This is a genomic window from Streptomyces griseus subsp. griseus (genome assembly GCF_003610995.1).
Taxonomy (GTDB): Bacteria; Actinomycetota; Actinomycetes; order Streptomycetales; family Streptomycetaceae; genus Streptomyces.
Genome location: NZ_CP032543.1, coordinates 6107660 through 6130726, shown reverse-complemented (window position 1 = coordinate 6130726; position 23067 = coordinate 6107660). Strand labels below are relative to the sequence as shown.

At 73.7% G+C, this 23067-nt stretch carries 17 protein-coding genes; 6 read left to right on the top strand and 11 right to left on the bottom strand.

Annotated features, from left to right (window positions below; all coding sequences use genetic code 11):
- The first annotated feature begins 184 nt into the window (after positions 1-184).
- Both glgX and treY read left to right on the top strand, forming a co-directional pair.
- The gene (gene glgX, locus D6270_RS27500; RefSeq protein ID WP_109163008.1) at positions 185-2314 is read left to right on the top strand and encodes a glycogen debranching protein GlgX; all 2130 of its coding nucleotides are present in this window, start codon (positions 185-187) and stop codon (positions 2312-2314) included.
- A gap of 103 nt (positions 2315-2417) precedes the next feature.
- Positions 2418-5012: a malto-oligosyltrehalose synthase gene (gene treY / locus D6270_RS27495; RefSeq protein ID WP_225976963.1), complete on the top strand. Its 2595-nt coding sequence runs from the start codon at positions 2418-2420 to the stop codon at positions 5010-5012.
- Here treY and D6270_RS27490 read toward each other — a convergent pair.
- Together D6270_RS27490 and D6270_RS27485 are read right to left on the bottom strand one after the other, a co-directional pair.
- Positions 4972-5997, bottom strand: a complete 1026-nt coding sequence (locus D6270_RS27490) for a cytochrome P450 (protein ID WP_109163009.1) — start codon at positions 5995-5997, stop codon at positions 4972-4974. The two genes, treY and D6270_RS27490, sit on opposite strands and share 41 nt — an antisense overlap.
- 130 nt (positions 5998-6127) lie before the next feature.
- Entirely contained in the window at positions 6128-6694 is a 567-nt protein-coding gene (locus tag D6270_RS27485; RefSeq protein WP_109163010.1) for a DUF1707 and FHA domain-containing protein, read from the bottom strand.
- A 338-nt stretch (positions 6695-7032) separates the two neighbouring features.
- On the opposite strand from D6270_RS27485, the gene D6270_RS27480 reads away from it, so the two are divergent.
- Entirely contained in the window at positions 7033-7956 is a 924-nt protein-coding gene (locus D6270_RS27480) for a GNAT family N-acetyltransferase (RefSeq protein ID WP_109167250.1), read from the top strand.
- Here D6270_RS27480 and D6270_RS27475 read toward each other — a convergent pair.
- Together D6270_RS27475 and D6270_RS27470 are read right to left on the bottom strand one after the other, a co-directional pair.
- Positions 7916-9064, bottom strand: coding sequence for an alpha-L-fucosidase (locus tag D6270_RS27475; protein WP_109163011.1), 1149 nt, complete (start codon positions 9062-9064; stop codon positions 7916-7918). The two genes, D6270_RS27480 and D6270_RS27475, sit on opposite strands and share 41 nt — an antisense overlap.
- A gap of 14 nt (positions 9065-9078) precedes the next feature.
- Positions 9079-10476 carry a GH1 family beta-glucosidase gene (locus tag D6270_RS27470; protein WP_109163012.1) on the bottom strand — a complete coding sequence of 466 codons (1398 nt, stop codon included), beginning with the start codon at positions 10474-10476 and terminating at the stop codon, positions 9079-9081.
- 210 nt (positions 10477-10686) lie between these two features.
- On the opposite strand from D6270_RS27470, the gene treZ reads away from it, so the two are divergent.
- Complete coding sequence (gene treZ, locus D6270_RS27465) at positions 10687-12447, top strand: malto-oligosyltrehalose trehalohydrolase (RefSeq protein ID WP_109163013.1); 1761 nt, start codon at positions 10687-10689, stop codon at positions 12445-12447.
- An 18-nt stretch (positions 12448-12465) separates the two neighbouring features.
- On the opposite strand, the gene D6270_RS27460 is transcribed toward treZ, so the two are convergent.
- The 3 genes from D6270_RS27460 to D6270_RS27450 all read right to left on the bottom strand — a co-directional run bounded on the left by D6270_RS27460 (position 12466) and on the right by D6270_RS27450 (position 14803).
- On the bottom strand, positions 12466-13605 hold the full coding sequence (locus tag D6270_RS27460; protein ID WP_109163014.1) for an aminopeptidase P family protein: 1140 nt from the start codon (positions 13603-13605) through the stop codon (positions 12466-12468).
- 121 nt (positions 13606-13726) lie between these two features.
- Positions 13727-14374, bottom strand: coding sequence for a nucleoside/nucleotide kinase family protein (locus D6270_RS27455; RefSeq protein WP_385104098.1), 648 nt, complete (start codon positions 14372-14374; stop codon positions 13727-13729).
- A gap of 108 nt (positions 14375-14482) precedes the next feature.
- On the bottom strand, positions 14483-14803 hold the full coding sequence (locus D6270_RS27450; RefSeq protein WP_225976962.1) for an STAS domain-containing protein: 321 nt from the start codon (positions 14801-14803) through the stop codon (positions 14483-14485).
- Positions 14804-14914: 111 nt separating this feature from the next.
- Here D6270_RS27450 and D6270_RS27445 point away from each other — a divergent pair, with 111 nt between their 5' ends.
- Both D6270_RS27445 and D6270_RS27440 read left to right on the top strand, forming a co-directional pair.
- Positions 14915-15307, top strand: a complete 393-nt coding sequence (locus D6270_RS27445) for a VOC family protein (RefSeq protein ID WP_109163017.1) — start codon at positions 14915-14917, stop codon at positions 15305-15307.
- A gap of 87 nt (positions 15308-15394) precedes the next feature.
- Positions 15395-16675: a low temperature requirement protein A gene (locus tag D6270_RS27440; protein ID WP_109163018.1), complete on the top strand. Its 1281-nt coding sequence runs from the start codon at positions 15395-15397 to the stop codon at positions 16673-16675.
- 148 nt (positions 16676-16823) lie between these two features.
- Here the strand turns inward: D6270_RS27440 and D6270_RS27435 are convergent, their stop codons facing one another.
- The 4 genes from D6270_RS27435 to D6270_RS33415 all read right to left on the bottom strand — a co-directional run bounded on the left by D6270_RS27435 (position 16824) and on the right by D6270_RS33415 (position 23066).
- Entirely contained in the window at positions 16824-17747 is a 924-nt protein-coding gene (locus D6270_RS27435) for a LysR family transcriptional regulator (RefSeq protein WP_109163019.1), read from the bottom strand.
- Between the two features lie 47 nt (positions 17748-17794).
- Complete coding sequence (locus D6270_RS27430) at positions 17795-18997, bottom strand: glycine C-acetyltransferase (RefSeq protein ID WP_109163020.1); 1203 nt, start codon at positions 18995-18997, stop codon at positions 17795-17797.
- A gap of 95 nt (positions 18998-19092) precedes the next feature.
- Positions 19093-20121 carry an L-threonine 3-dehydrogenase gene (gene tdh / locus D6270_RS27425; RefSeq protein ID WP_109163021.1) on the bottom strand — a complete coding sequence of 343 codons (1029 nt, stop codon included), beginning with the start codon at positions 20119-20121 and terminating at the stop codon, positions 19093-19095.
- Between the two features lie 308 nt (positions 20122-20429).
- Positions 20430-23066 carry a bifunctional serine/threonine-protein kinase/ABC transporter substrate-binding protein gene (locus tag D6270_RS33415; RefSeq protein WP_225976961.1) on the bottom strand — a complete coding sequence of 879 codons (2637 nt, stop codon included), beginning with the start codon at positions 23064-23066 and terminating at the stop codon, positions 20430-20432.
- Position 23067: the final 1 nt, after the last annotated feature.

The following is a 23067-nucleotide window of genomic DNA, read 5'->3' as shown; positions in this document are numbered from 1 at the left end:
CCGCAATCGCGTCCGGGGCGGCACCCCGGTGTCCGAAGTTGACCGGAGTGGCCGGAGCCGGACGACGGGACCCGGCCGCACCGCGTGACCTACTAGGTGCGCGCCCCACTTTCGGGGAGTATTCGAGGAGTAATGGGCCGAGGAAAGCCACCGCACCCGGATCAGAAGTGGAAGAGTCTCATCTATGCAGGTCTGGCCGGGACACGCTTATCCCCTCGGCGCCACCTATGACGGCGCCGGAACCAACTTCGCGGTCTTCTCCGAGGCCGCCCAACGGATCGAGTTGTGCCTGTTGCACGACGACGGTTCAGAAACGGCGGTGGAACTCCGCGAGACCGACGCCTTCGTGCGCCACGCGTACCTGCCCGGGATCATGCCGGGGCAGCGGTACGGCTTCAGGGTGCACGGGCCCTACGAACCGCAGAACGGGCAGCGGTGCAACTCCGCGAAGCTGCTCCTGGACCCGTACGCGCGTGCGGTCGCCGGGCAGATCGAATGGGGCGAGGCGGTGTACGGCTACCCGTTCGGGAAGCCCGACGCCCGCAACGACCTCGACTCCGCGCCGCACACCATGAGTTCGGTGGTGGTGAACCCGTACTTCGACTGGGGCGACGACCGCCGTCCCCGTACGGACTACCACCGCACCGTGATCTACGAGGCCCATGTGAAGGGCCTGACGATGCTCCATCCGGGGCTCCCGCCCGAGCTGCGCGGTACGTACGCGGGGCTCGCGCATCCGGAGGTGATCGCCCACCTCACCGAACTGGGCGTCACGGCGATCGAACTGATGCCCGTCCACCAGTTCGTCCAGGACCACCGCCTGGCCGACATGGGACTCGCCAACTACTGGGGCTACAACACCATCGGCTTCTTCGCCCCGCACAACACCTACGCCTCCTGGGGCGACCGGGGCGAGCAGGTGCTGGAGTTCAAGCAGGCGGTGAAGGCCCTGCACCAAGCGGGGATCGAGGTCATCCTCGACGTCGTCTACAACCACACCGCCGAGGGCAACCACCTGGGCCCCACGCTCTCCTTCCGGGGCCTCGACAACGCCTCGTACTACCGCCTGACCGACGATCAGCGGTACTACATGGACACCACGGGCACCGGGAACTCCCTGCTCATGCGGTCCCCGCACGTGCTTCAGATGATCATGGACTCGCTGCGGTACTGGGTCACCGAGATGCACGTCGACGGCTTCCGCTTCGACCTGGCGGCGACCCTCGCCCGCCAGTTCCACGAGGTGGACCGGCTCTCCTCGTTCTTCGACCTGGTCCAGCAGGACCCGGTGGTCAGCCAGGTGAAGCTGATCGCCGAGCCGTGGGACGTCGGCGAGGGCGGCTACCAGGTGGGCAACTTCCCGCCGCTGTGGACCGAGTGGAACGGCAAGTACCGCGACACGGTCCGCGACCTGTGGCGGGGCGAGCCGCGCACGCTCGCCGAGTTCGCCGGTCGGCTGACGGGCTCGTCCGACCTCTACCAGGACGACGGGCGCCGCCCGCTCGCCTCGATCAACTTCACCACCTGCCACGACGGCTTCACGCTGCACGACATGGTGTCGTACAACGACAAGCGGAACGACGCCAACGGCGAGGACAACCGGGACGGCGAGAGCCACAACCGCTCCTGGAACTGCGGTGCGGAAGGCGAGACGGACGATCCGGAGGTCCTGGAGCTGCGGGGCCGGCAGATGCGGAACTTCATCGCCACGCTGATGCTGTCGCAGGGCGTGCCGATGCTGAGCCACGGGGACGAGTTCGCCCGGACCCAGAAGGGCAACAACAACGCCTACTGCCAGGACAACGAGCTGGCCTGGATCCACTGGCCCGACCCGGACGCCCCGGAGGACGAGTTCCGCCGGAACCTGCTGGAGTTCACCCGGGCCATGGTCTGGCTCCGCCGCGACCACCCGGTCTTCCGGCGCCGCCGGTTCTTCCACGGGCGGCCGGTGGAGGGCACGCACGACGAGCTCTCCGACATCGCCTGGTTCACCCCCGAGGGTGAGGAGATGGCCCAGGAGGACTGGCAGGCGGCCCACGCCAAGGCCATGACGGTGTTCCTCAACGGTCAGGCGATCTCGGAGCCCGGGCCGCGCGGGGAACGGATCTCCGACGATTCGTTCCTGCTCATGTTCAACGCGAGCGCCGAGACGCTGGAGTTCGCCGTTCCGGTGGACCACGGGGAGCAGTGGCAGGTCGTCGTGGACACCGCACGTGCGGAAGGGGTGCCTCCGGGGACGGGGCCGAAGGTGGCCGAGGGCGAACAGGTGACGCTGATCGGACGCAGCCTCACGGTCCTGAGGCGCCCCGGCTGAAACGTGCCGCGACTGCCCGCCCGACCCCCCGCCCGGAACCGGCAGGGGTGAGGGTCCCGCCCGGGGTGACACAGTTCGCCCCGGGCGGGGTACGTAGAAGTCCATGACGCCCACCGCCACGTACCGCCTTCAGATCCAGCCCGACTTCCCCTTCCCGGCGGCCGAGAAGGCGGTGCCCTATCTGGCCGCGCTCGGTGTCTCCCATCTGCACCTCTCGCCCGTCCTGGAGGCCGTCCCCGGCTCCACGCACGGCTACGACGTGGTCGACCACAGCCGCGTACGGGAGGAGCTGGGCGGTGAGGAGGGGCTGCGGAGCCTCGCCGCGACCGCCCGGGAGCACGGGCTCGGGCTGGTCCTCGACATCGTGCCGAACCACATGGCGGCGGTGCCCCGGCACAACCGGCAGCTCTGGGAGGTGCTCCGCGAGGGCCGGTCCTCCCCGTACGCCCGCTGGTTCGACATCGACTGGGCGGCGGGCGGCGACAAGGTGCTGCTCCCGGTCCTGGCCGGTCCGCTCGGCGGCGAGGTGGACGGCCTCTCCGTGGACGTCGGCGCGGAGGTGCTGCGCTACGGCGAGCAGGAGTTCCCGCTGCGGGCGGGCACGGCGGACCTTCCGCTTCCGGAACTTCTCGACGCCCAGCACTACCGGCTCGCCTGGTGGCGGCTGGCCCGCACCGAGCTGAACTACCGCCGCTTCTTCACCGTCTCCGAGCTGATCGGGGTCCGCGTCGAACACCCCGAGGTCTTCGACGCCACCCACGCCAAGGTCCTCGAACTGCTCCGCGACGGGGTGGTGGACGGCCTGCGCATCGACCACCCGGACGGCCTCGCCGACCCGGCCGCGTACCTGCGGCAGCTGGACGAGGCCACCGGCGGCCGGTGGACGGTGGTGGAGAAGATCCTCACCGGCGACGAGTCCCTCCCGGCCGGGTGGGCGGTGGCCGGGACGACGGGGTACGACGCGCTGCACCGGATCGACGGGCTGTTCACGGACCCGGCGGGCGCCGCGGAGCTGCTGGGCCACTACCGGGAGTTCGCCGGCCCGACCGGCGACCGGGGCGGCTACTGGAAGGCGACCGTCCGCCGCGCCGCGTACCGGGTGGCCACCCACGAACTGGCCTCCGAGACGGCCTGGCTGACCCGGCTGGCGGCCACCGTCTGCGCCGCCGACCCCGCCCTGCGCGACCACGCCCCCTGGGCGCTGCGGACGGCGATCCGGGAGCTGCTGGTACGGGTGCCGGTCTACCGGCCGTACGTCACGGCGGGCGTTCCGCCGACCCGGATCGCGGAGGAGACCCTTCCGGACGACGCCGTACGGGACGCGAAGGCGGTGTTCTCCGTGCCGGAGGAGGCGGCCGCCGTCGATGTCGTACGGGATCTGGCGCTCGGGCGGCTGGGCGACGGCGAGGAACAGGCCTCCTTCTGCGCCCGGTTCGCGCAGACCGCGTCCGCGCTGCACGCGAAGTCGGTGGAGGACACGGCGTTCTACCGGTATGTGCCGCTGATCTCGGCGACTGAAGTGGGTGGGGATCCGGGCCGGCCGGCGGTGGCGGTGGACGCGTTCCATGCCTTCGCCACCCGTATCGCCCGCGACTGGCCCGCCACGGGGACGGTCCTGACCACGCACGACACCAAGCGGAGTGGAGATGTGCGGGCCCGGATCGCGGTCCTGTCGGAGTGTCCGGAGCGGTGGGCGGGCCTGGTGGCCGAGCTGACGGACGCCACGCCCGTCGCCGCCCCGGACCCGCAGCTCGCCTGGCAGGCCTGGCAGTCCTCGTACGGCTGCGCGCCCCTGCCCGCCGAGGAGCTGGGCGGCCGGCTGGAGCCCGCGCTGCTGAAGGCGGTGCGGGAGGCGGGGCTGTTCACGAGCTGGACGGAGCCGGACGAGGCGTACGAGAGGGCGGTGACGGACTTCGTGGCGGCGGGGCCGGGCAGCGGTTCCGGTACGGCCCGGAGGCTGGTGACCGCTTTCGCCGAGTCGCTGGCCCCGCAGGTACGGGCCAATGTGCTGGGGGCGGCGCTGGTGCAGCTGACGATGCCGGGGGTGCCGGACCTGTACCAGGGCACGGAGAGCGAGTATCTGGCGCTGGTCGACCCGGACAACCGGAGCCCGTTCCGGCGGCCGGAGGAGGCGGCGGAGAAGCAGGAGATCACGGCGGCGGCGCTGCGGCTGCGGCGGGAGCTGCCGGAGGTGTTCGGGGAGACGGGGACGTACGTACCGCTGGAGGCGCGGGGCGCGGCGGCCGACCATGTGGTGGCGTTCTCCCGGTCGGACGAGGTGGCGGTGGCGGCGACCCGGCTGTCGCTGCGGCTCGCGGAGGCCGGGGGGTGGCGGGACACGGTGGTGGAGCTGCCGGACGGGGGGCCGTGGCGCGATGTGCTGGCGCCCTCGTCCGCACCGGGGCGGGAGTTCGCGGGGGCGGTGGCGGCGGGCGAGCTGTTCGGGGAGCGGCCGGTGGTGTTGCTGCGGCGGGTGCGGGGGGGAGGGGGCGGTGCCCGGTCAGGGCCGGACACGGTCGTCCGAGCGTCCGGGCAGGAGAGGGCGGGCGGGCGCGTGTCCGGGCATGACCGCGCACGGGCATCCGGTCAGGAGCGAAAGGCGGCCGAGAACCCGGGCATGACGGGCAGGCACGACGGTCAGGCGCACCTGCCCCCGGTCAGGACGGCCGGACCAGCAAGGCCCGTGGCCCCCTTGTGAGCACCCCGCTGGACGCCGGGCGGAAACCGTCGGCCCAGCGGATGCTCGGCATCGCCTCCAGCAGGGCGCGCAGGCCGTGTTCGGCCTCCAGCCGGCCGAGCAGGGCGGCGGGGCAGCCGGCCGGGCCAGGAAGCAGCGGGTCGGCGTCGGCGCGCAGCGGGTCGAAGCGGTCGGGGGCGGCGAACCGGGCCGGGTCCCGGCCCGCCGCGCCGATCAGACAGGCGACGGGCGCCCCACCGGGCAGCGTGCCGCCGCTGACGCGGACCTCGGTGCGGGTGCGGCGCAGCACGATCTGGACGGGCGGGTCGCGGCGCAGCGTCTCCGTCCAGGCCCGGCCGAGCAGCATCCCGGTCCCGGCCTCCGCTCCTGGCCCCGCTCCGCCCGCCACGGCGGCCAGCAGGTCGGGGTCGTCCAGCATGTTCGCGAGGAACGAGGCGAGGGCTCGTTCCCGGAGCCCGGTGTGCCGGGCGCAGTCGGCGGCTCCCCGGCCGGTCCGGACCGGGGCGTTCAGCTTCGGGAAGGAGAGCCCGGCGGGCAGCCACCGGCAGAACTCGGCGACCAGATCGGCCTGGTCGCGCCCGGCTATCCGGCAGGCCAGGACATAGGCGGCGCGCTCCACGGCGGCGGCGGGGGCCGGGTTGCTGCCGAGGGCCTGGGCCGTTCCGGTGCCGGGCAGCGGCGTACAGACGAGGCTGCCCCGGCAGAGCCCGAGCGGGGCGGGGACCGGGCCGCGCGGGGCCCCGTCGTGCGGGTAGCCGGTGAAGCGCGGGTCGGTGAGGGCCAGGGCCACGTCCGCGTACCGGCTCAGCAGCCAGGCGCCGAGGCCCGGGTCGTAACCGAGCGGGAAGTCGGTGCGCAGGGTCCGGTAGAGGCGCAGGCGGTACGGGTCGGTCGAGGCGCCCGGCTCCAGCAGTCCCGGTTGTCCGCCCGCGAGCCGGTGCGGGCGGCGGGCGGCGGGCAGGGCCTCGGAGCGGTCGGCCGGCATCCCTCGTCGCCCCCTGCGGTCGTGGCGTCGCCTGTCGACGCGCCTGCCTCTCAGCGGACCACTGCGGGGCGCTCACCGCAGCAGGCATACGCCCGTTCGGGTGAGGGGGTGCCGTGGCGCGGGGGCCGGATCAGGCGGGCGGGCGCAGTGACGGGGTGGTCAGGCGGAAGCTCATCCGGCCGAAGCTCACCTGGTCCCCGTCGCGCACCGGGATGGAGCCGACGAGCCGCTGGCCGTTGACGCAGGTGCCGTTGGTGGAGCCGAGGTCGCGCAGGATCCAGCGGCCGTGCTGGACGGTGAGTTCGGCGTGCAGCCGGGAGACCGTCTCGTGGTTAAGGCGCAGTCCGTTGCCCGGGTCGCGGCCGATGAGCAGCGGATACGGGCCCGGAGCGGGCAGCAGCAGCTTCGGGAGCCGCTCGGTCTGCCAGGCCCGGCGCAGCCGTCCGGGGAAGGCGGATATCCCGCCGACGGCCCGGACGAGCCCCTGCGAGAAGCGGCTGCCGGTGTCCAGGTCCGAGGTGAGGGCCGCCAGCTCCTCGGGACGGCGGGCGACGAGGGCGAGCTCCATGCGCCGCATGAAGGTGTCGTGCGACAGCTTGCCCTGTGCGGCACCCTCTCTGAGCACGCCGAGGACACGGTCGCGCTGGGCGTCCGACAGCCGCGCGGGATACGTGTGGAACTCGGAGGAGGACGTCACATCGACGATTGTCGGGCCGAGGGGGCCGACGTGTCCAGAACGGCCCCACTCCCCGCCCGTGCTGACCTGCACCAGGGCTCGGTGCGTTAATCGTTGGACAGGGTCTCCGGGCCGCGGCTACGGTCGCTACCGACATCGGCCCCGGCTCATGGAGGCCGAGGAAGTCGTGGAGGGAGGCGGGACCGTGCGTGACGACACCACCGGCGTGACCGGCATCCGCAGTTTCTCGTCCCCGCGCCCCCGCCCCGTCCACCGGGCGGTGCCGGACCCCGTCTGACGTCTTGGAACGTCCGACGTCCGGCCGGGAGCGCGGTCTCTCGTCCCCGGAGGACACCTTCATGACCGATCTGGTCATTCGCGCGCTCACCCCGAGCGACGCCGATCTCTTCCTTTCCCTGCACGACACCGCTCTCGTCGGCCGTGGCGCCTTCGGCCACCGTTACGCCACCGTGGCGGACGGCGGCGACTACCGCCCCGACTGGACCTGGGCCGCCCTGCGCGACGGCACGTTGGTGGCCAGGGCGGCCTGGTGGGGCGCCCCCGACGACACCGCGCCCATCGCCCTCGACTGGTTCGACTTCGCGCCGGGCGAGGAGGCGGCGGGCGCCGAACTCCTGCGCCGGGCCCCCTTCCGTAGCGAATACTCCCTGCTGGTGCCGCCCGGCTGGCGGGAGGCGCCCGACGTCCGGGCCGCCGCCGAGGCGCGGATCGACGCGGCGCGGGCGGCCGGGATGGAGGTGCTCGTGGAGCGCTACCGCTACACGTGGACGCCCGAGTGCCCGCTGCCCGAGCGGCCGGGCCGGCTCACCTTCCGCCCCGAGCCGGACGACGGCGTGATCCTCGACGTACTGCGCCGGGTCCACTCGGTCACCCTGGACGCCCACGCCCGGCGGGCGATCGAGGGGCCGGGCGGGCTGGAGGCGGCGGCCCAGGAGGAGTTGGACTTCTTCCGCTGGTGCCCCTCGCCCCGGGAGTGGTGGCAGCTCGCGTACACGCCGGACGGCGAGGTGGCGGGCATCCATGTCCCGGCGCACAACCCGTCCGGGCCGTGCATCGGCTTCATCGGGGTCGTCCCCGAGGCGCGCGGTCACGGCTACGGCTACGACCTGCTGGTGGAGTGCACCCGTTCTCTGGTCGAACGGGGCGCGGAGTCCATCGCGGGCGCGACCGACCGGGGGAACGCGCCGATGGCGGCCGCGTTCGCCCGCGCCGGTCATCCCGTCACTCAGGAGCGGATCGACCTGGTGTTCCCTCAGGGCTGAGTGATCCGCTCGCCGACTCCTCGGCGAGCCAGTCCAGGCGGAGTTGCTGCTCGGCGGGGATGGTCGCGTCCTCGCCGCGCGGTCCCACGTTGAGCAGCAGGTTCCCGCCGTCGGCCGCCGTGTCGCGGACCAGTGAGGTCAGCGCGCGGCGGTCGATGAAGGCGTCCGGGCCGGAGTTGCGGTTGTAGCCGAAGCTGTGGTCGATACCCCGGGTGATCTCGTACGGGTCGGAGCCGGTGTACCGGGCGTACTCCGGCGTACGGAAGTCGAAGTCCGGCGGGGTGCGCGGCACGAAGCCCTCGCCCTGCGCCACCGTGCGCCGGTCCCACCAGTTGTAGAGGGACTTGGCGCCCGGCAGGTTCAGTGCCCGCCAGTGCGGGGCGTACGGGAGCAGGCGGTCGTTGACGACGCCGTGCGGGACGGTGAAGCGGTAGAAGTCGGTGAGGGAGCGGATCTCGGTGGCGGAGGCCGGCCAGGCTATGTCGTTCCAGAGGATGTCGGGGCGGTAGCGCCGGATCAGCTCCCTCAGCTGGGCGTCGGCGTACGCCGGGTAGCGGCCGCGCGGGACGGCGGAGAACATGTCGGCGGCGGTGCCGATGGGCCGGTCGTCGAAGGTCCAGTCGAGTCCGCCGGAGTAGTAGACGCCGAACCGCAGGCCCTCGGCCCGGACGGCTTCGGCGAACTCGCCGACCACGTCCCGGGTGGTGTGCCAGCCGGTGCGGTGCGGGTTGCGGGTCTCGGAGGGCCAGAGGCAGAAGCCGTCGTGGTGCTTGGTGACCAGCACCGCGTACCCGGCGCCCGCCTCCCGGAAGGAGCGCGCCCAGGCGGCCGGGTCCCAGCCGCTCAGCCCGTCCTCGAAGTCGCGGCCGAAGCCGGTGTAGGGGCGGGTGCCGTAGGTGGCGCGGTGGTGGGCGGCGGCCGGGGAGCCGGGGAAGCGGAGGGAGTTCTCGTACCACTCGGCGTACGAGGTCCAGCCCAGCGGCGCACGCCGGCCCGCCGCCGGGAGTTCGCCCGGCGGGACGTAGGGCGGGGCCCAGCCGGGGACGGAGGCGGGTGTCCAGTGGACGAAGATCCCCAGTCGGGCCTGGGACCACCATGAAGCGACCATGGCGGGAGTATTGATCATTCGGGGGGCTGTGCGTAAGCCCCTTCGACCTCCCGGATTCCCGGATTCCGCTGCTTCTGGGCGCGGATCAGCTCGCGGTACCAGGCGTACGAGGCCTTCGGCGTACGCGTGAGGGTCTCGTAGTCGATATGGACCAGGCCGAACCGCTGCGAGGCTCCCTCCGTCCACTCCACGTTGTCGGTGAGCGACCAGGTGAAGTAGCCGCGTACGTCGACCCCGGCGTCCATCGCCGCGCGCAGGGCGGTGAGGTGGCTCTCCAGGTAGGCGATCCGGCGGTCGTCGGCGAGCGGCTCGTCCAGGGCGCAGCCGTTCTCGGTGATGTGGAGCGGCGGGAGGCGGTCGCCGTAGCGACGGTGCAGCAGGGTGAGGATCTCGGTGAACCCCTCGGGGACCACGGGCCAGCCGAAGCCGGTCTTCTCGTACCCCTCGATCTCGCGTATCCCGAAGGGGAGTTCGGCGGGCATCGCGAAGCCGGAGAAGGTCTCCAGGGCCTCCGGCCGGGGGGCGCCGACGAGGGTGGGGTTGTAGTAGTTGACGCCGTACCAGTCGAGCGGGGTGGAGATGATCTTGAGGTCGTCGGCGACCTGGCCGGGCATCAGGGCGGCGACGGCCTCGTCGGGGTAGCGGCCGGTGAGGACGGGGTCGGCGAAGAGCCAGTTGGTGAGGAGGTCGTACAGTCCGGCTCCGGCGCGGTCCTCGTCGGAGTCCCCGGCCGCCCACACCGGGGCGTGGGAGAGCGCGATGCCGATGTTGTCGGCGCCCGCCGCGCGCAGGGCCCGGACCGCGAGGCCGTGGGCGAGGAGCTGGTGGTGGGCGGCGGGCAGGGCGTCGAAGAGGAGGGTGCGGCCGGGGGCGTGCTCGCCCAGCGCGTAGCCGAGCATGGTGACCTCGGCGGGTTCGTTGATGGTGATCCACATCGGGACCCGGTCCGCGAGCCGTTCGGCGACGATTCCGGCGTACTCGGCGAAGCGGTAGGCGGTGTCCCGGTCCAGCCAGCCGCCGGCCTCCTCCAGCGGGAGCGGGGTGTCCCAGTGGTAGAGGGTGGGGGCGGGGGTGATGCCGTGGGCGCAGAGCTCGTCGACGAGCCGGTCGTAGAAGCCGAGGCCGTCGGCGTTGACGGCGCCGCTGCCGCCCGGGACGACACGGGGCCAGCTGATGGAGAACCGGAAGGCGTCGGCGCCGAGCCCGGAGAGCAGGGCGACGTCCTCGCGGTAGCGGGCGTGGAAGCCGGTGGCGCGGGTGGTGTCGGTGCCGTCCTTGATCCGGCCGGGCTGCGCGGCGAACGCGTCCCACCCCGAGGGCCCCTTGCCGTCGGCGTCCACCGCCCCTTCGGTCTGGAAGGCGGAGGCGGAGGCTCCCCAGAGGAAGCCGGGCGGGAACTGCGGTACGGGCATCGGGGCCTCCATGAGCCGTACGGATGAACGGAGCCTGTATGAGCGGGGAGCAGGCCGGGCAATGATCAGGACCAGACCTTAATGGCCGGTGACGGGCCGGTTCCAGGGGTGCGCGGTCGCGGGCCGGGTGCGCCGGTCGCGGGGCTGGCCCCGGGGCCGTGCGGGCCGCCGTCCGGCGGTCCGACGATCCGTTACGACGAGGAGTGGTGGATGCGGTTCGAGGTGTGGGCCCCCGAGGCGGACACGGTCGTGCTGGAGGCGGCGGAGGTCCGGTATCCGATGGAGCGCGATTCGGAGCGGGAGGGGTGGTGGAGCGCCGAGGCGGAGGCGGCGGACGGGGAGCGTTACGGGTTCCGCGTGGACGACGGGCCGCTGCTGCCGGACCCCCGTTCGCGGCGCCAGCCGGACGGGCCGGACGGCCCGAGCGCGGTCGTCGACCAGGAGGCGTACGCCTGGCGCAACGGCTGGGCGGGGCGGCGACTGAACCGCGCGGTCCTGTACGAGCTGCACGTGGGGACGTACACCCCGGAGGGCACGTTCGACGCGGCGGCCGCCCGGCTGGGCCATCTGGCGGAGCTGGGGATCACCCATGTGTCGCTGATGCCGGTCTGCCCGTTCCCCGGCACCAACGGGTGGGGGTACGAGGGGGTCTCGCTCTGGGCGGTGCACGAGCCGTACGGCGGGCCCGAGGGACTTAAGCGCTTTGTCGATACGGCGCACGGGCTGGGGCTCGGCGTGGTCCTGGACGTGGTCCACAACCACCTGGGCCCCTCCGGCAACTACCTGCCCGCCTTCGGCCCGTACTTCACCGACACCCACCACACCCCGTGGGGCGCGGCGGTCAACCTGGACGCCCCGGGCTCGGACGAGGTGCGGGCGTTCCTGCTGGGCAGCGCGCTGGCCTGGCTGCGGGACTACCGGCTGGACGGACTGCGGCTGGACGCGGTGCACGCGCTCGCCGACACCCGGGCGCTCACCTTCCTGGAGGAGCTGTCGACGGCGGTCGACGCGCTCGCGGTGGAGGCGGGGCGGCCGCTGGGGCTGATCGCCGAGTCCGACCTCTGCGACCCGCGCACCACCACCCCGCGCCCGGCGGGCGGCCTCGGGCTGCACGCCCAGTGGAACGACGACTTCCACCACGCCCTGCACACCGCGCTCACCGGCGAGTCCCAGGGCTACTACGCGGACTTCGCCCGGGCCCCGCTCGCCGCCCTGGCCAAGACGGTGACCTCTGCCTTCTTCCACAACGGGACGTACTCCAGCTTCCGGGGCCGCACCCACGGCCGCCCGGTCGACGTCTCCCGCTCCCCCGCCCACCGTTTCGTCGGCTACGCCCAGACCCACGACCAGATCGGCAACCGGGCCCTGGGCGACCGCCTCGCCGCCTCCCTCTCCCCCGGGCTCCAGGCGTGCGCCGCCACCCTCGTGCTGACCGGTCCCTTCACACCGATGCTGTTCATGGGCGAGGAGTGGGGGGCGCGTACGCCGTGGCAGTTCTTCACCGACCACACCGATCCGGAGCTGGCGGAGGCCGTACGCAACGGCAGGCGGCGGGAGTTCGGCGCGCACGGCTGGGCGGAGGAGGAGATCCCCGACCCGCAGGACCCTGCCACCCGTGACCGCTCCTGTCTGGACTGGTCCGAACCGGAGCGCGAGCCGCACGCCCGGCTGCTCGCCTGGTACCGCCAACTGATCGCGCTGCGGCGGACGCTGCCCGACCTCCACGACCCCGACCTGGCCTCGGTGAAGACCGCGTTCGACGAGGACGCCCGCTGGATCGCGTACCGGCGGGGTGATCTGCGGGTCGCGGTCAACCTGGCGGACCGGCCGGCCGCGATCCCGCTCGGCTCCGGCCGCCACCGCCGGGTCGGCGGACGGGTGGTGGCGGCCTGGGAGCCGGTCGAGGCGCCGGGGCCGGACGGGGTGCTGCATCTGCCGCCGGAGTCGTGCGTGGTGCTGGCGGACGACTGAACTGCCCGGCTCCGTCGGCTACTCGACGATCGCCAGCTCGCGCGCGGTGGCGTTGAGGCGGCGGCCGCCGTCCTCGGTGACGGTCACGATGTCCTCGATGCGGACCCCGAAGCGGCCGGGGAGATAGATGCCCGGCTCCACGGAGAAGCACATGCCGGGGACGAGCGGCTGCTCCTCGCCCTCGATCATGTACGGGGGTTCGTGGGTGGTGACACCGATGCCGTGGCCGGTGCGGTGGATGAACCGGTCGCCGTAGCCGGACTCGGTGATCACCGCGCGGGCGGCGCGGTCGATCTCCTGGCAGGCGACGCCGGGCCGGACGGCGGCGCACCCCGCCTGCTGGGCCTCGCGGACGATGTCGTGGACGCGCTGCTCCTCGGCGGTGGGCTCGCCGACATGGACCGTACGGGAGGTGTCGGAGCCGTAACCGTGCTTCAGGCCGCCGAAGTCCAGGACGACCATGTCGCCGCGCTCGATGGTGCGTTCACCCGCCTCGTGGTGCGGGTTGGCGCCGTTGGGGCCGGAGCCGACGACGGTGAAGTCGACCTGGGAATGGCCGAAGTGCCGCAGCAGGGCGGCGAGATCGGCGGCCACATCAGTCTCCCGGCGGCCGGAGAACCGCACCTTCAGGATCTCCTCGTACGTGGCGTCCGCCGCCGCCCCCGCCGCCGTCAGGCGCTCCAGCTCGGCGCCGTCCTTCACCGCCCGGAGCATCGGGAGCGCCTCGGTGAGGGCGGTGTACGTGGTGTCGGGGAGGGCCCGTTGGAGGCCGAGGAGGTGCATGGCCCAGGCGTTGTCGCTGACGCCGAAGCGGCCCTGGGCCGCGAGCAGCGGGGAGGCCACCGCGTACGGGTCCACGCCGTCGGTCCAGTCCCGCAGGGCGAGCGCGGGAGCCCCGGCGGCGGCCGCCGCGTCGGGCGCCTCCAGGGTCGGGACGACCAGGACGGGCTCCTCGCCGGCCCGCAGCACGAGGAGGCTGAGGCGTTCGGTGGAGACGGGCCGGTAGCCGGTGAGGTGGACGAGGTCGGGCCCGGGCGCGACGATCACCCCGGCCAGCCCGGCCGCGGCGGCGGACTCGGCCGCCTTCGCCATCCGGGCCCGGTAGACCTCGGCGGTGAAGGGCACGGGGGGCGGCGCGGGCGGGTTCGGGCTGGACATCGGGGCCTCCTGGCGGTGAGGGGGTGCGGGGCGCGACAGGGCACGGCTCCCTGCATCCTGCCCGCCGGGCGGGACGTATGCGAACGGGTTCGCACCCGTACGCCCTTGGCGGGCGGCGCGGTCACGACGGCAGCCGCACCACCACGTCGGCCCGCTCCCGGCCGCTCTCCACCAGGCGGGCGTTCGCCTCGTCGGAGCGCTCCACCCACGCCCGCGCGTACGCCGGAGGCTTCCCGTACCGCACATGGCGCTCCACGAGCCGGCGCACCCGGACCTCCGGGTCGAGGTCCAGGAACCAGACCTCGTCCAGCAGCCCGCGCACCTCCGCCCACGGCCCGTCTTCCAGCAGCAGGTAGTTGCCCTCGGTGATGACGAGCGGCACGTCGGGCGGCACGGCCAGGGCCCCGGCGACCGGCTCCTCCAGGGCCCGGTCGAAGGCGGGGGCGTACACCGGGTGGGCCGGGTCCGGGTCACGCAGCCGCCGCAGGAGTGCCGCGTACCCGGCGGCGTCGAAGGTGTCCGGGGCACCCTTCCGGCCGGCCCGGCCCAGCCGGTCCAGCTCGGCACCGGCCAGGTGGAAGCCGTCCATGGGAACGAGGGCGGCGCGCCCCTCCAGCCCCTCGGCCAGCCGCTGCGCCACGGTGGACTTCCCGGCCCCGGGAGGCCCCGCGATCCCGAGGATGCGCCGCCGCCCGGTCTCCGCGAGGCGGCGGGCCCGGTCGGCCGCGTCGGCGAGGCCGCGGGTGGTCGTGGCGTCGAGGATGTCCATGCGGGGCATTGTGCGGGGGCGGGGGCTCGTCCTCAAAGGCGCGGGGGCGTGGGAGGTTCACACCGCCACCGCGTTGAGCAGCCTGCGGATGCTCGTGGGTGCGTCATGTCAGGGCGTGCGGGCGGTATCCAGGGTCGGGTAGATCCGCAGGTAGGTGTCGACGCCCGCCAGGTCGAACAGCCGGGCGACCCGCTGGGTGGGGGCCGCGATGCGCAGGTCGGTGCGCTGGTGGACGTCGAGGATCATGCGCAGGAAGGAGGAGTCGGCGAACGTGATGTTGCTGGCGTCCAGGACCAGCCCGCCGTGGACGGCGGCCACCGTCTCGATCTCCGCTCCCAGCGAGGTGACGTTGTCCATGTCGAACTCTCCGCGCGGGGAGATCACGGGCAGGGGCTCGGGTCTGGAGCCCCGGGGGTCTGAAATCCTCATCGCGCGATTATCGCCAAGCGCCCGGGGCGCGCTGACGCCGGTGCCCGTCCTCATCGACGGCGCCGACGGTAGTGTTACGTATAACCACGTCTCGATCCCCTGGAGAGCCCCATGTCCCACATCGCCCTGGTCACCCTGGTCGTCCGCGACTACGACGAGGCCGTCGCCTTCTACCGCGACGCGCTCGGCTTCGAGCTGGCGGAGGACACCGACCGGGGTGACGGCTCCCGCTGGGTGGTGGTGCGCCCGCGTGGGGCGGCGGCCGGTACGGGGCTGCTGCTGGCCCGCGCGAAGGACGGGGCGCAGGTGGCGAGCGTGGGGGCGCAGACCGGCGGGCGGGTCGGCTTCTTCCTGCACACCGAGGACTTCGCGGGGGACCATGCCCGGATGAGCGCGGCAGGGGTGCGCTTCCTGGAGGAGCCCCGGCACGAGACGTACGGCTCGGTCGCGGTCTTCGAGGACCTGTACGGCAACCGGTGGGATCTGCTCCAGCCGGCGGGCTGACCCCACCGGAGCCCGGGCGGGGTGCGGGTCGCCATTCGGCCTACACTCGGCGCGCTTCGCGGGGCCGCCCGCAGTGACCATGGGCCCATGGAGCAGCCCGCGGACCCGAGCGCCTCCTCCGTGGCGGCCCAGCCCGAGCGGCACGCCGGGTGGAACGAGCTGTTCTTCGACCTGGTGGTCGTCGCCGGGGCCGGGCAGCTGGCCCACCTCCTGCACGACGGGCCGCACCTGGCGGACCTCGCCCTGTACGGGGTCCTCTACCTCGCCTTCTGGACCGTCTGGGCCGGGTTCGCCGTCTACGGGGACATCGCCGCCTCCGCCACCCGCGTCCGCACCCTGCTGATCGCGATGCTCGGCATGGCCGTGATGGCGGCCTCCGTCCACGCGGTCCTCACCCACCACGCGATCACCTTCGTCCTCGCCTATGTCGCCCTGCGCTGGCAGGCGGGCCGCGTCTGGCAGCGGGGCAGCGTCGTCGTGGACTGGCCACTGGCCCAGTTCGGCTCGGGGGCGCTGCCCTGGCTCGTCTCGCTCCTCGTTCCGACGCCGTGGCGCTACTGGCTCTGGGCGCTCGGCATCGCCGTCGACATCGTCACCCTGCTGGTCGCCACCCGCGGCCGCACTCTCCGGCGCGTGACCGAGCGGGCCGCCGCACACCGGGGTGACCGGCCGCCGCCGGGCCCGCCGCACACCGCCTCGCCCGGGCCCGCGCAGCCTCAGCTCAGCGAGTCGCGCATCGACACCGCGCACATGGGCGAACGGCTCGGGCTGTACGTGATCATCGTGCTGGGCGAAGGGGTCATCCAGATCATCGACGCCGCGTCGGAGCGCGACGACTGGGACCTGCCGCTGGCCGCCACCGGGCTCGGGGCGTTCGGGCTGCTGGCCGGGATCTGCACGCTGAGCCTGCTGTACGGCACCAACGGCATCCCGCACCTGCGCAAGGACGCGCTCCCGCCTCGGCTGGCGATGCTCCTGCACGCGGTGATGACCGGTTTCCTGGTCGCCCTGGCCACCGCCCTCGGCTCGGCGGTCGCCCACTTCGACGACGTACTGCCGAAGGGGCAGCACTGGCTGCTGTGCGGGGCGATGGCGGGGTATTTCGCGGCGGGCGTGGTCGCGACGCTGCCGTTGGCGGAGCGGGCCGACCGGGTGTGGGTGCTGGGCTGGGGAGTGCCGTGCGTGGCGGTGGCCGTGGCGCTCGCCCCGCTGGGCGTACGGCTGCCCGCGTGGGCGACGATCGGGATCCTGGTGGCGCTGGTGTGCTGGCAGATCCTCTACGACCCGGGGCGGGCGGAGGCGCCTGTGCCCGGCGGGCGGCGATGGGGCGCAAGAATCCGGCGCACGAGCCGAGCCGACGGGCCCTGAGCACCGCTCACGTCCGCGTCCCCCGCCCCCCGTCCTGAGCACCGCCCACCCCCATGAGCCCCGCCCGCGATGCTGAGCACCGCTCACACCTGCGCTCCCCGCCCGCAATGCTGAGCACCGCTCACAGCCGACGAGCGCTGAGCACCGCTCACACCCGCGCCAGCCCCGCCTCCCGTACCGCCACCGCCTCCATCGCGTCCAGCACCGGCCGGATCAGCGGATGGCCCTCGGCTCCCTGGCGTACGGCCGCGAAGACGCGGCGGGTGGGGGCGCTGCCCTCCACCGGGCGGACGACCACCCCGGTCAGCTCCATCCCGCGCAGCGCCGACCTCGGCACCAGGGCCACCCCCGCGTCCGCCCCGGCCAGCGCCACCACCGCCCGGAAGTCGTCCGACGAGTGCTCCAGACGGGGCGCGAAACCGGCATGCTCGCAGGCCAGGACCACCACGTCATGGCAGGGGTTCCCCGGGTACGGCCCGATCCACGGGTCCTTGGCGAGGTCCGCGACCGCCACGTGGTCCTGGTCCGCGAGGCGGTGGGCCACCGGGAGCACCGCGTCGAACGGCTCCGAGTAGAGGGGTACGCGAGTGAGGCGGCGGTCATCCTCGGCAGGGGCGCCCCGGTACTCCACCGCCACCGCCACATCCACCTGCCGGTCCAGCACCATCGGCACGCTCGCGTCGCCCTCCGCGTCCTGCACCTTGACCCGGATGCCGGGTGCGGTGCGGGCCAGCTCGGTGAGGGCGGGGGCGAGGACGAGGCCGATGCCGGTGGCGAACGCGGCGACCGTGACCGTACCGGCGACGCCCGCGCTGTAGTCCGCCAGCTCCGCCTCCGCCCGCTCCAGCTGGGCCAGGACCACGTTGGCGTGGCTGAGCAGGATCTCCCCGGCGGCGGTGAGCCGGGCGCCGCGCGCACCGCGTTCGACGAGGCGGTGGCCGGTCTCCTGCTCCAGGGCGGCGAGCTGCTGGGAGACGGCGGAGGGGGTCAGGTACACCGCGGCGGCGGCCGCGGTCACCGTGCGGTGGTCGGCCACCGCACGGAGGATTCGCAGCCGCCGCGCATCGATCATGTGCCCATTGTCCCAGGTCGCGGCGAGTCCCCGACCCGGTCGGCAGGTCAGGCGGTCTCCGCCTCCAGGGCCGCCCGCGCGTCCACGAACGCGTCCACGGCGCGGTTGACGTCGGCGGTGGAGTGCGCGGCCGAGAGCTGGACGCGGATGCGCGCGGCCCCCTGCGGGACGACGGGGTACGAGAACCCGATCACGTACACACCGCGCTCCAGCAGCAGCTCCGCCATCCGGCCTGCCTTCGCCGCGTCCCCGATCATGACGGGGGCGATGGCGTGGTCGCCGGGCAGGATGTCGAAGCCCTCCTCGGTCATCCGGGTGCGGAAGAGCGCGGTGTTGGCGTTGAGCTGGTCGCGCAGGTCGCCCGCGGACTCCAGCAGGTCGATGACCTTGAGGGACGCGGCGGCGATGACCGGGGCGAGGGAGTTGGAGAAGAGGTACGGGCGCGAGCGCTGGCGCAGCAGGGCGACGATCTCGGCGCGGGCGGCGACGTAACCGCCGGAAGCGCCGCCGAGCGCCTTGCCGAGGGTGCCGGTGATGATGTCGACGCGGTCCATGACGCCGTGCAGCTCGGGGGTGCCGCGGCCGCCGGGGCCGACGAAGCCGACGGCGTGCGAGTCGTCGACCATGACCATGGCGTCGTAGCGGTCGGCCAGGTCGCAGATCTCCTGGAGCGGGGCCACGTACCCGTCCATGGAGAAGACGCCGTCGGTGACGATCAGCCGGCGGCGGGCGCCGGACGCCTCCTTGAGCTGCTTCTCCAGGTCGGCCAGGTCGCGGTTGGCATAACGGTAGCGCCGGGCCTTGGAGAGGCGGATGCCGTCGATGATCGAGGCGTGGTTGAGGGCGTCGGAGATGACCGCGTCCTCGGGGCCGAGAATCGTCTCGAAGACACCGCCGTTGGCGTCGAAGCAGGAGGAGTAGAGGATCGTGTCCTCCTGGCCGAGGAAGGCCGAAAGCCGCGCCTCCAGCTCCTTGTGGACCTCCTGGGTTCCGCAGATGAAGCGGACCGAGGCGAGTCCGTAGCCCCAGCGGTCCAGCGCCTCGTGGGCGGCGGCGATGACCTCGGGATGGTCGGCGAGGCCCAGGTAGTTGTTGGCGCAGAAGTTGAGGACCTCACCGGCGCGGCCGCCGGAGGTGACGGCCACGGTCGCGGACTGCGGGGTGCCGATCACACGCTCGGGCTTGTGCAGCCCGGCGGCGCGGATCTCGTCGAGGGTGGTGCGCAGATCGTCGCGTACGGATTCGAACATGCTGGATTCCTTAAAAGGGACGCGAGAAGAGGTTCGAGGCGTTCGGGAGGTTCGAGAAGGCGAGAGGACGGTATTGCGAGAAGAGGCTCGGCGGTTCAGACGGTCCAGTCGAGGATGACCTTGCCGCCGAGTCCGCTCGCCGCGTCGTCGAAGGCCGCCTCGAAGTCGCGGAAGCCGTACCGGCCGGTGATCACGGGGGCGAGGTCGAGGCCGCCCTCCAGCAGGACGGACATGGCGTACCAGGTCTCGTACATCTCGCGGCCGTAGATCCCCTTGATCGTGATCATCGAGGTGACGATCCGGGACCAGTCGACGGCGAACTCCTCGGCGGGCAGGCCGAGCATCGCGATGCGGCCGCCGTGCGTCATGTTCGCGACCATGTCGCGCATCGCCTCGGGGCGGCCGGACATCTCCAGACCGATGTCGAAGCCCTCGCGCAGGCCCAGCTCACGCTGGCCGTCCGCGATGGTGCGGTCCGCGACGTCGAGGGCGAGGCTGACGCCGACCTTGCGGGCGAGGGCGAGGCGGGCCTCGCTGACGTCGGTGATGACGACGTTGCGGGCGCCAGCGTGCTTGGCGACGGCGGCGGCCATGATGCCGATCGGCCCGGCGCCGGTGATCAGGACGTCCTCGCCGACCAGCGGGAAGGAGAGCGCGGTGTGCACGGCGTTGCCGAACGGGTCGAAGATCGCCGCGATGTCGAGGTCGACGGGGACCCGGTGCACCCACACGTTGGAGGCGGGCAGGACCACGTACTCCGCGAACGCCCCGTCCCGGCCGACGCCCAGGCCGACGGTGGAGCGGCAGAGGTGGCGGCGGCCGGCGAGGCAGTTGCGGCACTTGCCGCAGACGAGGTGGCCCTCGCCGCTGACCAGGTCGCCCACCGCGATGTCCGCGACGTCCGAGCCGAGGGCCGCGACCTCGCCGACGAACTCGTGGCCGAGGATCAGCGGGGTGGTGACCGCCTGCTGGGCCCAGCCGTCGTAGGCGCGGATGTGCAGGTCGGTGCCGCAGATCCCGGTACGCAGGACCTTGATCAGGACGTCGGTGGGGCCGTACTCCGGCTCCGGCACGTCCATCAGCCACAGTCCCGGTTCGGCCTTCTGCTTGACGAGTGCCTTCACGGCTGCGGCTCCCTGCACGTGGTACGCGGGTGGTGGATACCCCGGGCCTTGGGGCCTGTCGGAGGAGCCCTGCGGCCCGGGGTGGTCTTCGGGGGTTCTCCACCCCCATGGTGGGGGCGGGGGTACGGCGGGACGGGACGGAACACGCCCGTGCGGCTCCACGTGCCGTCTCCGGCCGTCACCCAGAAGGCTGCCGTACGGCGGTGCCCCGGGTCCATCGAGGATTTCTTAAGCACGGCCGCAGGAGATCTTCACGCCTGGGCAACGGTTCACTTGCCGGTGCCCTCCGCAGGCCTTCGTTTCCGCGGTCACAGCTCGCCGTACGGCCCGAGAAAGCGGGGCCGGCCCTTCTCGATCCGGTAGAGGTGGATCCCGCCCGCATGCCGGACCTGGCGTGTCGAGGTCTGGAACGCCAGGGTGCGGACGATGCCCCGGTGCTCGGTCCGGATCAGCCGCTGTGCCAGCCCGCCGCGCTCCTCGCCGCCCGCGCTCGTCGCCGCCGAGGCCCGGGCGATCAGGCCGACCGCGTCGTACGCCTCGGCGGCCCAGGTGGCGGGCGGGACGCCGAAGCGCCTGCGGTGGGCGGCGGTGAACTTCGCGGCCGTCGGGAGCACCGCCGCGTCCGCGTACGCCTCGGCGAAGACCCAGCCTTCGGCCGCCCTCCCGGCGCCCCGGAGGAAAGCGGGCCCGAGGGCGGGTCCGGCTCCGGCCCTTGTACCGGTGAAGCCCTCGGCGGCGAGCGCGGTGGCGAGGCGGGCGGCCCGGGGTGCGGAGCCGCCCGTGTAGACCACGGCGTCGGCCCGGACGGCGGTGGCTCGGCGGGCCGCCGGGCGGAACCCCGACTCGCCGTCGGGAAGGGGGTGTTCGGTGAGGGTGGTACCGGTGAGGTTCGCGTCCCGGAAGGCTGAGCCGGTCTTCCAGCTCCGGTCGGGGTCGGCCTCGTCGACGACGAGGAGGATGCGTTCGGCGGGACGGGTGTGGACCAGATAGCTGACGAGGCCGGGGGCGAGGCTGTCGTCGTAGGGGCGGGTCACACAGAGCTGGAGGCCCGCGTCCCACGCCCCGGTGGCGGACCCGGCCGCGACGACGACCGTGGCGAGCCGCGCCTCTCCGTACCGCAGGACGACCGCCTCGGGCAGCACGTCACCGGTCGGCCCGAGGACGGCGATGACTTGGGGGTCGGCCACCAGCCGGTCGGCCGTGCGCACCGCCCGCGCCGCGTCCCCGGCGTCATCCTCGACGCGTAGGGCCAGGCGGAAGGCTTTGCCGGTACGGGAGTTGTGGTCGTCGACGGCGAGTTGCGCGCCACGCCGGTGGGCCAGGCCGGTGGCGCGACCGGGTCCGGTGAGATCGGCATGGAGGCCGATGGTGCGGGTGGGGAGGTCGTCCTGCGGTCCGGATGCGCTTCCGTCTCGCCGGCGCATGGCGATCCAGGCCGCCGTGGAGCCACCCGTCAGGAGCACGGCCCCGGCGGTGAGGAGCCTGCGGCGGGTGAGGGAGGGGGGCGGGCCGGCGTCCGGTGTGACGGTGGCGGGGAGGAGGGGCTCGGGGTCGGGCAGCGCGAGGGCGGCGGCCGAACGTTCGGCGATCAGGGCAGAGAGGCCGGGGAGCTGCCAGGGGGCCGGGGGTGTCGGGGCGGTGGCGGGGGTCAGGGCGGCGGGGTCGGAGGGCGTACGGAGGTGGGACGCGGGGTCGGAGGGAGTACGGGGGTGGAGTGCGGGGGCGGAGGGCCTGCGGGGGTGGGGAGGCGTACGGGGAGCGGGGTCGTCGGGCGTACGGGAGTGGGGAGGCGCACCGGAGACGGGATCGTCGGGCGTACGGGAGCCGCGAGCCCCACCGGAGACGGGGCCGTCGGGCCCACGCGAGCCGCGAGCCGTACCGGAGACGGGATCGTCGGGCCCACGCGAGCCGCGAGCCCCACCGGAGACGGGATCGTCGGGCCCACGCGAGCCGCGAGGCGCACCGGACGGGGAGGGCCTGGCCAGTGCCTCGCGCGGGTCGGGGCCCCGGGCGCCCTCCGCCGGCGCCTCGCGCGGGTCCCCTCCTCCGGCGCCGCCCGCCAGCGCCTCGCGCGGGTCCCGCCCCCCGCCTCCGCCCACCGACGCCTCGCCCCCGGCACCCCCCACCGGCTCGTCGCGCGCACCCCCTCCCCCCAACGCGTCCCGCACCTCCCCCGCCCCCGGCCGGGCCGCCGGGTCCTTGGTCAGGCAGGCCGTGACCAGGGGCAGCAGTGCGCGCGGTACGTCGTCGAGGTCCGGCTCCTCGTGGATCGTCCGGAACAGGACGCCCGCCGGGCTGCCGTCACCGAACGGGCGCCGCCCCGTCGCCGCGTACACCAGGACACAGCCCAGTGAGAAGACGTCGCACGCCGGGCCCACCACCGGTCCGGCTGAGGCCTGTTCGGGTGCGAGGTAGCCCGGGGTGCCGATCAGCGCGTCGGTGGCGGTGAGGGCGGTCGCGCCCTCGTGCCGGGCGATCCCGAAGTCGATGAGCCGGGGCCCGTCCAGGGCGAGGAGCACGTTTCCGGGCTTCACGTCGCGGTGGATCAGCCCGCCCTCGTGCACGGTGACCAGGGCCGCCGCGAGCCGCGCCCCGAGCGCGCGTACGGTCCCGGCGGGCAGTGCGCCCCCGGCCCCGACGAGCTCGCCCAGGGACGGACCGGGGACGAAGGCGGTCGCCAGCCATGGTTCCCGCGCCTCCGTGTCCGCGCCGAGCACCGGGACCACCCAGGGCCCGGTGATCCGCCCGGCGGCCTCCGCCTCGCGCCGGAACCGGGCCCGGAAGCCGGGGTCGGCGGCGTGCTCGGCGCGGATCACCTTCACGGCGGCGAGGGCCCCGCCCGCCGAACGTGCCAGGTAGACCACGCCCATGCCCCCCGCGCCGAGCCTGGCCAGCGTGCGGTACGGGCCGACCGTGCGGGGGTCCTGGGAGGTGAGGGGCCGCACG